Source organism: Erwinia sp. 1181_3 (assembly GCF_052824965.1).
The window spans coordinates 817,750-831,445 of record NZ_VTDE01000001.1; the positions used below are offsets into that span (position 1 = coordinate 817,750).

The following is a 13,696-nucleotide window of genomic DNA, read 5'->3' on the forward strand; positions in this document are numbered from 1 at the left end:
GATTCGTCCTCTTTTCCTGCCCCTTAATGGGGTTATTTTTTTGATCCAGAACACAGTTTGGTGTTTTTAGTGATAAAAACGGTCGGTTTTTTTACTGCCGAATCAATTCACTGATCGGACCAGATGGCTCGGAAAGAGGAAAAAAATCGTCGTTCAACGAATAGGTGAATTTTTGACACCGCAGTGTTAATTGACGTCAAAAAAAGAAGGGTTTCACTCGACTAAAAGGTAAAAAAAAGGCCTTTCAGATTAAAAATACGCTGAAAGGCCTTTTTTACTCAGTAAAACTTAAATTCATCAATGTTTAATGATAAAAGTAATCGTTTGCGTTTACTGGTTATTCTTCTTCATCGGCAAAAGCTGCGCTGTCTGGCGCTGCAGGGGTCAGGCGATAGGGATCATTGCCGGACTCCATTGCGTTGAAGATTGCCAGCGCCAGTTCGTTATCGCTGTCCGGGTTACGGCACAGCAAATACTCGGTGTCTGGCAACATTGGCAGCCCTTCAGCAGCCCCCATTACGCGTAATTCCGGGCTCATCATCTCAACCGGACGAGCTGTGACACCCAGGCCCGCTTTCACCGCAGCACGGACCGCAGCAAGTGTTGAGGCAACGTACGAGATACGCCACGGAATGCCCGCTTCGTTAAGATGGTCAATGGCCATGTCACGGTATGGGCTTGGCTCATCCAGCAGAACCAAAGGAATGGCTTCTCCACGCTGGAAGATATAATCCGCTGCGCAGTACCACAATGTTGGAGACGTACGCAGAACCTGCCAGGCGAAGTTCATCGGGCTGGAGGTCGTCACCACCAGATCAACTTCACCCTGGTTTAACATTTCCATCATGAAGGGATTGCGTTTCACACGGACATCGATAGCCAGTTTCGGGTAAACCGATGTCACGCGGTTGAGCAGAAACGGTAAAATGGTATCAGAAGTATCATCAGATGCGCCGATGGTCAGTACGCCCTGAATGTTGCTGTACATCAGAGAAGTACAGGCTTCATCGTTGAAGCGCAGGATTTTTCTGGCGTAGCCCAGTAACTGAATACCATGTTCCGTTAATAACTTGTTGCGTCCATGCCTGGCAAACAGCTCTTTGCCTACCAATTGTTCCAGACGCTGCATCTGCTGGCTTACGGCTGACTGCGTTCTGCACACCGCTGCTGCAGCGGCAGCAAAGGTGTTCAAATCAGCAACAGCAACGAAGGTTCTCAGCAGATCGAGGTCAAGATTAAGTATTGGACGATTTGCACTAGTCATGTTTTTTTCTTCACTTTATAAGTTTTTTACAAACAGCTACCCTGGTGTTATTACCTTTTTTATCAATGGGATAAAATGATAACAATTGCATAATGGCTACAGTGTTTAGCAATAAAAAAAATTACCCGATGCATTACTTTCATTGGCAGACGAATAAGTAGTTTTTACTCTGGTAATTTTGACCAATGGTGAATGGCAAGATCGCAGAGAAAAGGTTCTTCCGTCTGATACATCACTAATGCACGCTGCACTAACCCATAAGTTGCAGGAAGCCGCGTCGTTATAGTTAAGTAACGCCGACAAAACTCAAAAAGAGACGAGTTGCGGTGTCGTTAGTCTAAAACAACCCTTGAAAATTAAGTTACCAACACGCTGTAGAAACAGCGAAAAATGTTAAGCAGTACTTATTGTTTAGGGTAATAAAAATCTTTTTTTTATTACCGGAAGAACCTGCACACCCGGTGCAAAGTCTCCTGAAGGTTATCCTGACATACTGTCGTTTACTTTTTAAGCCCAAAACTGATTATTCTTATCACTAAAGTAAGATTTTATTGGCAACAGCCCGCAGCACAGGCCCTGACACTACAAACTTTATTATTCCCACAGCACGATTATCACACTCGGTCGAGGCAGCATGCGGATCAGCCCTCAATGGTCAATCTTCACGCAAAGCCCGCCTTGTACAAAAAACATACCGACAAATAAGCATGACTTGACTGTTTCATGTATCATCAGTACATCAATATTTACTAAATAATTTAATAATCACGTTGAAAAAGTATGACGGATAGGACAATACGCTGAGATTTTAAAACATCTGAATAGTTGTTCACATCGGATTACACTCAGATAACAGCATGAAATGTCATAAAACAGCGATCCAGTGTGCACGCCTGCCATCTGAATGAAAAAACATCCTTTAACACACCAAAGCCTGTTGCTACCCTTCAAAAGGAACCAGGAGAAGAGTACATTGTGCAATGTTTAGTTTTCCACGGCAGGAATGCCCTTCTGCCAGTCAAGGCGACAGAGATGACCCCAATTGATAAATCCAGCAAACTGGATAATGTGTGTTACGACATTCGCGGCCCGGTATTAAAAGAAGCCAAGCGCCTCGAAGAAGAAGGAAATAAAGTCCTCAAGCTGAACATCGGTAACCCTGCCCCGTTCGGTTTTGAAGCCCCGGATGAAATTCTGGTCGATGTCATCCGTAACCTGCCAAGCGCACAGGGTTATTGCGACTCAAAAGGCCTCTATTCCGCCCGTAAAGCGATCATGCAGCATTATCAGGCGCGCGGCGTGCGTGATATGACAGTAGAAGACATCTATATCGGTAACGGTGTGTCTGAACTGATTGTGCAATCCATGCAGGCGCTGCTGAACAGCGGCGACGAAATGCTGGTGCCAGCGCCGGATTATCCGTTGTGGACGGCGGCCGTATCGCTCTCTGGCGGCAAAGCGGTTCACTACCTGTGTGATGAGTCTGCAGGATGGTTCCCGGACCTGGATGATATCCGCAGCAAAATTACACCGCGTACTCGCGGCATTGTGATTATTAACCCGAACAACCCGACCGGTGCCGTCTACAGCAAAGAACTGCTGTTGGAAGTGGTCGAACTGGCGCGTCAGCATAACCTGATTATTTTTGCCGACGAGATCTACGACAAAATTCTTTATGACGCCGCACAGCATCACTCTATTGCCGCCCTGGCACCGGATCTGTTGACCATTACCTTTAACGGTCTGTCAAAAACCTACCGTGTGGCGGGCTTCCGTCAGGGCTGGATGGTGCTGAATGGGCCGAAAAAACATGCGAAAGGCTATATTGAAGGGCTGGAAATGCTGGCCTCAATGCGCCTGTGCGCTAACGTCCCTGCGCAACATGCGATTCAGACGGCGCTGGGGGGATATCAGAGTATTAGCGAATTTATCCAGCCTGGCGGCCGTCTGTATGAACAGCGCAACCGTGCCTGGGAGTTGATCAATGAAATCCCGGGAGTCAGCTGCGTGAAGCCGGATGGCGCGCTGTATATGTTCCCGAAAATCGACAGTAAGAAGTTCAACATCCACGATGACCAGAAAATGGTGCTCGACTTCCTGCTACAAGAAAAAGTGTTGCTGGTGCAGGGTACTGCGTTTAACTGGCCGTGGCCGGATCACGTTCGTATCGTCACCCTGCCGCGCGTGGATGAGCTGGATATGGCGATTAACAAGTTTGGTCGCTTCCTCAGCGGCTATCGCCAGCTGTAATGTTCCCCCCAAAGAGCGGCTAAGGCCGCTCTTCGCATTTTGACGTAAGGGAAAATGACCATGACTCAAAGCCACTTCTTTGCCCACCTCTCCCGCCTGAAACTGATCAACCGCTGGCCGCTGATGCGTAATGTGCGTACCGAAAATGTCTCGGAGCACAGCTTACAGGTGGCAATGGTCGCCCATGCTCTGGCCCTGATCAAAAATAAGAAATTTAATGGCAATCTCAACGCTGAACGTATCGCAATGATGGCGATTTATCACGATGCCAGCGAAGTGCTGACCGGCGATCTGCCCACACCGGTGAAGTATTACAACGCGCAGATTGCCCATGAGTACAAAAAGATAGAGAAGATTGCCCAGCAAAAGCTGATTGAAATGCTGCCGGAAGAGCTGCGTTCCGCCTATGCACCGCTGATTGATGAACATCAGCACAGCGAAGCGGAGACGGCCATCGTCAAGCAGGCTGATGCTCTCTGTGCCTATCTGAAATGCCTGGAAGAATTATCAGCGGGTAATAATGAGTTTCTGCTGGCAAAAGCGCGGCTTGAGAAGACGCTGACGCAGCGCCACAGCCCGGAAATGGACTATTTCGTCGAAGTCTTCGTGCCGAGCTTCAGCCTGTCGCTGGACGAAATCAGCCAGGACTCGTTGTAATCCTCCCGGGCGCGGCATGCCACGCCCAGCTGCACGGATATTTCCCAGGGGTCAGGCATGCCTGACCCGGCGGTCAAAACGCATACTCCAGTTTCAGACTCACGTCATTACGATCATAGCTGTACAACCAGTCGACGTTACTCTTCACCTTGTTATGCCGCACGGTCAGCAGTGGAACAAACCCCGCGACCTTCCAGTCAACCGCCTTCAGCACCAGCGTATAATTCTGCTCTTTGTCGCGACGACGCATCTCAAGAAGCGGACTGTACATGCCGTAATCACGCTGCCGATACGCGCTAAATACGGTCGCCTGGAACCCGGCAGGTAACTCAACAGAAGCGCCCAGACGAACGCCCTTCTGCTGATAGGCATTGACCTTATCTTCCGCCGTACTGTCGACAAAATCGATACCGCCAAACAACGTCACCCCTGCCCCAACCTCACGATACAAGGTGGCGTAAGTTGAGGTTTGCCCGCCATCAAAATTTTGCGCATACAGCTGCTGCCGAAAGCGCATCGCTTTATAGTCGCTCTCAATTTTCAGCAACGAGGCGCTGCCCGCCAGATAGCTCCACTCTGCGTGCGCACCCCAGGCACCGTAAAAGGCATCATTGCCCAGATCGTAATACTCAAACGTGGGTGCAACAGCAATCTGATGGCGTCCCTTGCGATAGCTGTAACCCGCCTGAGTACTGAAGGTCGTTTCGTTGTAGTCGCCGTGGGTGCGGTACTGAGTACCAAACAGCTGTGAACGAATATACAAGCCATGATGCTGCCAGATGGGAATACGCCGCTGCACGCTGGCGTCAAAGCTGATGCCAGTGGTACTGATCGCCTTCGGCAAGGTGCGCTCGTAATAACACTGACCACTGATCGACAGCAGGCAGGTCTGGCTGGCAGAGGTCCGGTTAACGTTATCCGTCCATTCGGGACCAAAAGCGAAAGCCCCGGTCCAGGCCTGACGTTGTTCCAGTGCATCACGGAACAGGCCAATCGACTTGCGGACGCCCGCCGTTTTTGGGTCGCTGGCATCAATACTCTCCAGCGTCTCGGTGAAGGTATTCTCCGCCTCGCGCTCCTGACCATCTTCAAACAGCGTGCGGGCCAGCTCAAGCCGGGCTGGCAGGAAACCGGGCTGCCTGTTCAGCAGTGCGGTAAATTCAGCAACAGACTGCGAAAAATCACCCCTTTTGCGCGCCAGCAATCCCTGTGCGTAGTGCACCAGCAGCGGGTCACGGTCGGCAAAGGTCAGATAGTCATTGAGAAAACGTTGCGCTTCCGGCCACTGCTGCGATTGCAGCGACAGATAGAGCGCCTGCCCCACGGCCGGGGAGCTGTGCTCTACCTGCCAGGTTTGTCCATCAATCGTAATTGTACTGCCCGCCGGGGCGGTGGTTTCACTCTGCAACAGATCGCGTTCGCGGTCTGCCGCCTGGCGCTGCACGTTCATCTCAAGCATGCGGCGAGTATCTTCACGCTCCTGAGCATGAGCGACTGAGAGCGTACAAAAAAAGGGTATAGCGATTCGTAAGGCACGGATACCCATCAGCCTGCTCATCCGCATAACGTTCCCCGAATAAAAAAAGCAGGGATCCGATAAAGGATCCCTGCTGAGGAGCAACCCTCAGGCTGCCGGTAGATTAGTTTTTAGTACCACCAAAGGCAGTATCTTTATTACGGTCTGAGAATTTCACCAGACCGGCTACAGCAGAAGCGCCGGTACCGTAGAACTGACCATTCAGAGCACCACCGGTACCGCTAACGCTGGTTACCGCTACGTTGCTTGCCGCCAGTTTCACATCGGAAGCAGAAGTGGTAATGGTGCCGCCGGTGAAGGCAATATCACCGGTAGAGCTGGCCGTTTTGGTGCTGAAGTTAGCAGTCAGCGTACTGGATGGCAGGGCTGCTGTCGCAGAGGTGCCACGGTTGATGGATTTCACCGCATAGGTCACTGGACCAGTGGTTGGCAGCGTGGTGGCAACATTCCCATTGTTCCCTACGTAAAATGCGGTATGAGTGCCATTAACTTTGCTACCGACAGCCGTCCCTTCTGCATCCCACTCACCGAACCACACATCCTGGGTTCCCACCTTGGCAAATGACCAGACCCCCAGGCCACCATGACCAGGAACGCCGATAGCCGTCAGTTGTTTACCGGAGAATTTGTAGCCATCGTTCCCACTGTTTTTGAACATCGGTAACGTGAAATGGCTGAAAGCCGTGATGGCACTGTTTAACTGCCCGCTCACTCCCGCCCCTGCAACAGCAGGCGTCGTCGTTCCAGCCTGACCAATAAGCAGGTTACTGCTGGCACTGGTCCCCCCGACAATGACCGCTGCCTGTGCCACACCTGTTGTCGCCAAAATTGCCAAAGCCAGAACCACTTTATTCTTTGCAAACATTGGAACTCTCCTTAAAAAGATGATTTACAACGGTTAACTGCAAATTTAGAGCCGCCCTTACGTGTTACACCAGCGGCTCCGGTCAAAAAAATTAAATACAAATCACAATGATATGTATTTGCATTTACATATAAGAGCGTAGTTACCCCGGAAAAAGCGGAATATCCCCATGGTAACTGCCTCACGCGCTACGAACGCGGGAAGAACTGAATCTGTGCGGTAAGTCGTTTCGGTTCACCATCTGGCGGTGCCGGTACCGGTGAAGCACGGCGTAACAGAGACAACACTTCATTATCCAGTGCACTAAAACCCACGCCCTTTCTGAGTGCTACCGTCTGTACATTTCCCTGACCATCAAGGGTAAATTCGACGGTCGCCACCCCCTGCTGTCCGCGATCCTGTGCCGCCTGAGGATAGCGTTTGCGCTTCTCCAGATGGGCCATCACTTTGCTCATCCAGGTCGCCCTCTGTTGGGGTGACAGCGCGTTGCTGGCGACGGTCTGGCGGGCGGCGTTACGTAATGCCTGCTGCGCCTGTACCTGTGCCTGAACGCTCTGGGCTGATGCCGCTTGCTCGCGTTGCTGCTCTTGTTGCTGTTTTTGCTGATGCTGCCTTTTCTGCTGCGCCTTGCGTTGTTCATCTTTTTTACTTTTCGATGCCCGGGCGGCTGACTGGGTCATCACCGTTTTTTCCACGACAGGCAGCGGTTTTTCTGGGTCCTTCAATGATGGCTGCGGCTGTGCTTGCGCGGGTGCCGCTGCGCCATCGCTCTGCGCTTCTTCTTTGTTCTGCGCCTGACTGGCCTGGGCATCCACCTTTTCCGTGGTGATATTGTTCTGCTGCGTCTGTACAGCCTGCGCCGTATCGGCGATTTCAATCATAATGGCTGCGGGAGGGGCATCGTCAGCAGCAACCGGCGGTGGCGTCCACATCCACCAGACTGCCAGACCGCCATGTAGTGCCAGCGCCAGCAGACCACCCGTTAACCACAGCGGAGAATCTTGCTGACTTTCCGGCCCGAGTACGCCTTGCATACCACCCCCAACCTGTTTTTATTCTTTCACCCCTCTCGGGTTGATTGCCTGGCATCTTGCTTCTTACTAATAAAACGAACGGCGCGGCTTTTTTTTCTCAGTGAAGACAACGTTTTTTGATTTAAATGAAAAAAAGAAAACGGGCGGGGTTTCCCCCGCCCGCAAAAGGCTATCAGAACTTCATCGTCACACTACCGCGCAGTGTCCTGCCTGGACCGGCCTGCGGTGAGATACTCATCGCCTCGACATAATAACGGTCGGTCAGGTTATCAACGGTCAAATCAAACGTCGTATTCCTGTTCAGCTTATAACTGGCGTACAGGTCAACCAGCGCATACGGACGCCAGCGAGAAGGCTGAATTGAGCCGACACCCAGTGACTGTGTGGTTTTCTCACTGCCATCACCAATTCCCTCGGTGTAGCGGCTGCCGATCCAGTTAACACGTGAACCCACGGTCAGCTTGTCATCGAGGAAACGGCTTCCCAGATTCACCGTCACCGTATCTTTCGGCGGTACCTGTTGAAGCGCGAAGCTGTTGTAAATCCCCCCGGCTGCACACTCGGTATATTCAGGATTAATACTGCCCGGCACCGCGCAGAACATCACATGGGTATAGTGGTTCCAGCCCACACTGCCGAACACTTTGCCGGTGTCATACTCAGCGGAAACTTCAAAACCGCGCATCTCGGCTGACTTCAGGTTAATGCGTCCCAGCGCATACCAGGTGAACCACGGCGTCTCCATAGGGACATTGGAACGGGTAATGTAATTATCAACCTGGTTATCAAAATACGCCGCATGCAGGCGCAGTTTGTCTTCTTTCATCAGTACGCCATCGCGCAGAATGTTAATTCCGGCCTCATAGCTGCGTGCCTGTTCCGGTTTCACGGCGTTATCCGCCACCGGCACGCCAAATGACGGGCTGGTCAGTGACTCAAAGATACTGGGGTTGCGCATGACATTGCTGTACTTCACATAAGGTTTCACACCTTCAAACGGCTCAACCGTTGCACTGATAATCCGTGACCAGCCTTTATCGGTACGCTCATACGGTGTTTCCAGGGTTGGCGCCTCATCCAGGGTTTTATAGTGCTGATAGCGCACATGGCCGTTCAGTGTCAGCCATTCCTGCGGTTTCCATTCCAGTGTGGTAAAGGCATTACTCTCGCGGCGATTACCCTCGCGCGGTTGTGGCATGACCACCGAAAGATCATCGACAAATGTAACACCCCTCGGTGTGCCAACATCTTCACGTGTATAACCTCCGCCCAGCTCAACGCTGACATCCCCGACAGGCGTGGTGAACAGTGAGGTATTCGATGCGGTGGCACCCCAGCGATCCGCACCGACCAGCATAGCGGTAGAGGTCAGAGTGCCCAGCGTTTCATTGTAGCTGGTGGCATTAGCACGGTTATCCACCTGATTGTAAAACGTGTTCACTTTGAGGTTAATCAGATCGGTATCATCGGGCTGCCACTGATAACGCGCAGTCCAGGTATCTAGCGTGATATTACTCAGCCGTCCCTGATAGAAAGAGGGGGTGATAAAATACGTCGATCCCAGCTGATAGCCGTAGTCACTGATGTATTTTGAATATCCCAGTTCCAGCGTCTGGTTATTCACCATCTTCAGCTTGCCTTTCAGCAGCCAGGATTCGTTATCCAGCGAGGTATTCAGCACCTGCTCTCCGCCACGGTAAGGTCCAATGCCGCCGTTGACTAAGGTGTTATTACCATAGAGATCCACTTTGGTCGTCACCCGGGGCTGGCCGCCACCGTGCTTACCCGCGTAGTAGTTACCGTTGTAGCGCCGGGCATAGGCAGCTACACCGTCAAAATAGTCGCTCGTCCCTGCCACCGCAATACTTCCGGAACCGCCCGTTGCCTCCAGTAACCCCGGACGCCGGGTGTCATTCTTATAATACATCTGGTCATAAGTCGGACTATCGCCAGCATAGCCGAACGATTTTTTCATGCCCGCACGGGTACCTTCCGCAGAAACATGACCACTGTTGCTGTTAAAGCCGCCCTTAATACGTACCCCCAGACTTTCGCCCGGCAGCAAAATATCCTGTACACCGATGGTACTGACGCGCACCACCCCACCGATGGCACCAGTGGCATCGGCACCCATGCTGGCACCCTTTTCAATCTCGACGGAACCAATAAAATCCGGGTCAATATAGGTACGTGAGTTCGATCCATTATATCCCTGATAAATGCTGGTCTCCTGGCTGGATCCATCGACAATAACCGGTGCTCGTCCCTGTCCCTGCATACCACGTATGTTCACATCCAGCGCCCCTGAGTTGCGGGCATCACCATTCAGCACACCGGGTACACCAGAGAGGAAGTCGCCTACCGAGGTGCCGCGAAAACGCTCCACCTGTTCGCCAGAGAGATACGCTCTGGAACCGGCACTTTCATAGGGTGCGTCCGCTGGCGTTCCACCTGCTTTAGCGGTCACGGTAATGGTGCCCAGCATCAGGGCATCATCGTCGGCATTGGATGCTGAAGCCGTATTCAGTGTGACCGTGTTGCCGCTGAAGTTTGCCTGTAGCCCACTGCCCTGCAACAACCGGTTCAACGCGGCGTCAGACGTGGTGGTGGTGGAGATACCCGGAGATGTCTTCCCGGCCGCCATTTCTGGTGGATAACTGATCTGCATACCGGACTGGCGGCCAAACGCGGCCAGCGCGCCGGACAGTGAACCGGCCGGGATGCTGAATGAAATTTGCTGTGCGGCTTCTGCGTGTGCACTGTGAGACAGCACCACCAGCGGCAACGAAAGTGAACCTAAAAGCGTTGCGCTTAACAGTCGGGTACCGACACGACGTGCAAGGCGAACTTCAACTGACGAAATCATAAATCCCCTCGGCAAAATATTGTTATTTTGTAAGCGGCCGATGATGCAGGTGACAGCCAGCACGCTCTGTCAGATACAACGAATGGGAATGACAATTTTTCTCATTAAGATGTTTTTTTTACAAAACTATTTTGGGGGAGAATGAAAACGTAGGGAGGAAGGTCTTTTTCGGTCAGATCGTGGCGATTACCGTCAGCCACGGACTCAGTTCATGCACTTTGCCACCACGAGGCTGCACCGCAGCCTGCAAGGCGCTCAAGGGGTCACTCAGATTATAGACACCGCTAATACGCTGATGACCAAGGCGGCTGCTGGCCATCACCACCTTGCCCGGCTGCCAGCGCGCAATGCGTGCGACCACTGATGATAATGTTTCGCCGTCCACCACCAGCGTACCGTCCTGCCAGGCACCGGCGGCATCAGCAGAATGATGACCATGTTCGATCAACTGGCTGTGCAGATCCAGGGTCAGCCAGTCACCGGCACCCAGCTGCGGACTGACCGGGTCACTGTTACCCGCGATAAGCACTTCAGCACTGCCGCGCCCGACGCTGACATTCAGCAGCGAACTCTCCTGGCTCAAATCGAAAGCACTGTCGAAAGTACTGACCTGCATATCACGCGCCACCGCGCGAAAAGTACGCATGTCGTCAGCGGCAACATCAATCCACGCCATCCCGGAGAGCAGCTCAATACGGCGTTCCTGCGGGGTAAAATGATAACGAACGGCACTGTCCGGTCCCAGCGCGATAGCGGTTCCGTCCTCCAGCCGCAGATGTTTCACTTCTGCGGTCGCCGTCACGTTGTCAGCACGAAGGTTAAGCAGCAGTTGGGGTCCCGCCACTGCCAACAGAGCCCCCGCAGCAGCAACTGCAGTTGCCCCCAGCAGAAAACGACGACGGGATAATCCCGGTCGGGAAGGAAGGGGCACAACGGTGGAGGGGGAAACATGCAGCAAATCGCCGGACAGGCTGTGAATATGCATCGCCTCGCGCCAGGCCGCTTCATGGGCAGGGCCACGCGCGCGCCAGACCTGAATCAGATCGCGCACCTGCGGGGTATCCTTGCCAGCCTGCAACATGATGATCAGGTCGAAGGCTTCTTCAAACAGTTTATCGTCCTGCGACATGTTTCCAGTCATCTGAGCAAATCCGGTTCGCTGGCGCGTCGGCAAAAAGAGCATTCATACTGTAATGGATAAGAGATGCGTTTGCTTATTTTAGTTCATTGCTTATGCGCATCGTTCAATTTCACGCGCAGATGAAGGTAGGCGCGTTGAATCAGTTTCCAGCAGTGGGAAATAGAAATATCCAGCTCCTCTGCCACCTCGTTAATCGTCATCTCCCCTAAACGATACAGGCGGAAAGCCTGCTGAGTTTGTAACGGCAGCTCATGCAGCGCATCGTTCAGTATTTGCAGATCCTGACGCGCACCAAAGGTCCGTTCCGGCCCGGAGAGCGGGTCAGCAATGGCATAGAAGTCCTCTTCCGGCATCTCTTCTATGGTGACAATCTGCTGGCGGCGATAGAGGTCAACCGAGAGGTTACGTGCCACCCGGTGCAGCCACGCACGCGGGTTATCATCCTTTTGCGGTGCCGAACTGAGGATGCGCAGGAAAGTATCCTGGGTCAGATCGGCGGCCACATCAGGCCCGTGCCCGCGTTTCTGAAGAAACTGCTGGATCTCGTGCGCGTGCTTCTGGAAGAGCAATTTGAGGTTCAGCATAGCGCCACCCCGGGAGCCGGAAGTTTAAAGCGAGCACAAGCAACGTTAATGCACACCATAAAAAAGTACCCTGGAGAGGACCAGCACGCGGTTGCGCGGGTCGCTATTTGTTCGTTTTCGGTAAGAATATAGAAAAAAATATAAAAATGATAATGATTCTTATTAACATTAAAATTGGTGTGACATTTATGTTGTTTTTTTTACCACGGGGAACCAGGGGGAACCAGGGGGAACCAGGGGGGAAATAAAAAGCCCCGCGAGAGCAGGGCTGAAAAGAATTAATGTTTACGGTGAATATTAACGCTGCCATCAGCATTTTTATGGATGATAAGCTCATCCAGCGAGGTGAGTACCATATCCACATCTTCCAGACGGGGTGCATCAACGGGCACGTTCACGGCAATCACATGGCAGCCTGCGCTCAGTCCGGAGAGAATGCCCGCTGCGGCATCTTCTACCACCACACACTCTTCCGGCTCCAGGTCCAGCAGCTGTGCACCCAGTAAATAGGCATCAGGTTCAGGTTTACCGCGCTCGACACGTTCTGCGGTAACAAACGCGGCAGGAGCTGGCAGCCCTGCCGCCGCATGACGGGCGCTGGCCACAGGCACAGAACCGGAGGTCACGATGGCCCAGGGGATGTCCATTTCATCAAGCTGCGCCAGCAACGCTAGCGCACCCGGCAACGCCACAATCCCGTCCGTGTCTTCGGCTTCCATTTTTTCCAGGGCGATAAACTCCTGCTGAATGGCGTCTGCTGACGCCCCGGCCATAAAATGGCGCAGTGAGGTAATAGCCTGCTTACCGTGGATGAAACCAAGCACTTCGTCCGGGTCAATCCCGTGGCGCTTACCCCAGTTTTTCCAGGCACGTTCAACGACCGTAAGTGAGTCGACTAACGTGCCATCCAGATCAAACAGAAAACCTTTACACTTCACTGCATCTTCCTTCTCAGGCGTTGATAACTTGCGCGATCTCATTCGCACTCAGATGGTACTGTCGGGGACAATTGTGCCACACAGCCAGCATCCGTTGATACTTTTCCCACATCGGCACCTGAGCATTAAACTCGTGGTTGCCCGCGGAAAAATGACCGTAACGCCCTTCCACATTCACCAGAAAGCGCACGTAGCCGAGGTAACGCCCTTCTGTGGCGGCATCAAAACCCAGGAATACCAGGCGACGCGCTTCAACCCCCTGAGGCTCTTTCAGATTAGTCCAGGAAACATGCAGCGCGTGATACATCTCCATCATCGCGACCAGCGTGCGGCATTCCGCTTCCGGCAGCTGGCTGAATTCATTATCCAGCTCGCGCAGTTGCAGGCCGTAACCGCGTTCGACAATAGTCTGATAGCGACGATGACGCGCCGCATTATCGGGATCGAGCATCGCCATTAACTGGTATTGATTGGAAAGAATTAAACGCTGTGCGTGGGTCATATCCATTTGGGGCTCCTCGGCCACGGGGGGCAATCTGAAAGTTGCACAAGGATCGCAT

11 protein-coding genes are annotated in these 13,696 nt (G+C 52.6%); 2 read left to right on the forward strand and 9 right to left on the reverse strand.

Annotated elements, in window-relative coordinates; genetic code table 11:
* Positions 1-337: 337 nt before the first annotated feature.
* Complete coding sequence (lrhA, locus tag FY046_RS03635; protein WP_133841397.1) at positions 338-1,264, reverse strand: transcriptional regulator LrhA; 927 nt, start codon at positions 1,262-1,264, stop codon at positions 338-340.
* A 1,032-nt stretch (positions 1,265-2,296) separates the two neighbouring features.
* On the opposite strand from lrhA, the gene FY046_RS03640 reads away from it, so the two are divergent.
* Both FY046_RS03640 and yfbR read left to right on the forward strand, forming a co-directional pair.
* Positions 2,297-3,514, forward strand: a complete 1,218-nt coding sequence (locus FY046_RS03640; protein ID WP_133841396.1) for a pyridoxal phosphate-dependent aminotransferase — start codon at positions 2,297-2,299, stop codon at positions 3,512-3,514.
* Positions 3,515-3,574: 60 nt separating this feature from the next.
* Positions 3,575-4,171, forward strand: a complete 597-nt coding sequence (gene yfbR / locus FY046_RS03645; RefSeq protein WP_133841395.1) for a 5'-deoxynucleotidase — start codon at positions 3,575-3,577, stop codon at positions 4,169-4,171.
* 73 nt (positions 4,172-4,244) lie between these two features.
* Here the strand turns inward: yfbR and FY046_RS03650 are convergent, their stop codons facing one another.
* The 8 genes from FY046_RS03650 to FY046_RS03685 form a co-directional block, all read right to left on the reverse strand.
* A complete protein-coding gene (locus FY046_RS03650; RefSeq protein WP_238336998.1) occupies positions 4,245-5,729 on the reverse strand; it encodes a porin family protein in 1,485 nt (494 codons plus the stop codon).
* An 82-nt stretch (positions 5,730-5,811) separates the two neighbouring features.
* The gene (locus FY046_RS03655; RefSeq protein WP_133841394.1) at positions 5,812-6,573 is read right to left on the reverse strand and encodes a Slam-dependent surface lipoprotein; all 762 of its coding nucleotides are present in this window, start codon (positions 6,571-6,573) and stop codon (positions 5,812-5,814) included.
* 188 nt (positions 6,574-6,761) lie between these two features.
* Positions 6,762-7,607, reverse strand: a complete 846-nt coding sequence (locus FY046_RS03660; RefSeq protein WP_446185761.1) for an energy transducer TonB — start codon at positions 7,605-7,607, stop codon at positions 6,762-6,764.
* 172 nt (positions 7,608-7,779) lie between these two features.
* A complete protein-coding gene (locus FY046_RS03665) occupies positions 7,780-10,473 on the reverse strand; it encodes a TonB-dependent receptor domain-containing protein (protein ID WP_446185762.1) in 2,694 nt (897 codons plus the stop codon).
* A gap of 172 nt (positions 10,474-10,645) precedes the next feature.
* Entirely contained in the window at positions 10,646-11,614 is a 969-nt protein-coding gene (locus tag FY046_RS03670) for a FecR family protein (RefSeq protein WP_159336282.1), read from the reverse strand.
* Positions 11,615-11,697: 83 nt separating this feature from the next.
* Positions 11,698-12,198, reverse strand: a complete 501-nt coding sequence (locus FY046_RS03675) for an RNA polymerase sigma factor (RefSeq protein ID WP_133841390.1) — start codon at positions 12,196-12,198, stop codon at positions 11,698-11,700.
* 278 nt (positions 12,199-12,476) lie between these two features.
* Positions 12,477-13,136, reverse strand: a complete 660-nt coding sequence (locus tag FY046_RS03680; protein ID WP_133841389.1) for a sugar phosphatase — start codon at positions 13,134-13,136, stop codon at positions 12,477-12,479.
* A gap of 13 nt (positions 13,137-13,149) precedes the next feature.
* Positions 13,150-13,644: a YfbU family protein gene (locus FY046_RS03685; protein WP_133841388.1), complete on the reverse strand. Its 495-nt coding sequence runs from the start codon at positions 13,642-13,644 to the stop codon at positions 13,150-13,152.
* Positions 13,645-13,696 lie beyond the last annotated feature (52 nt).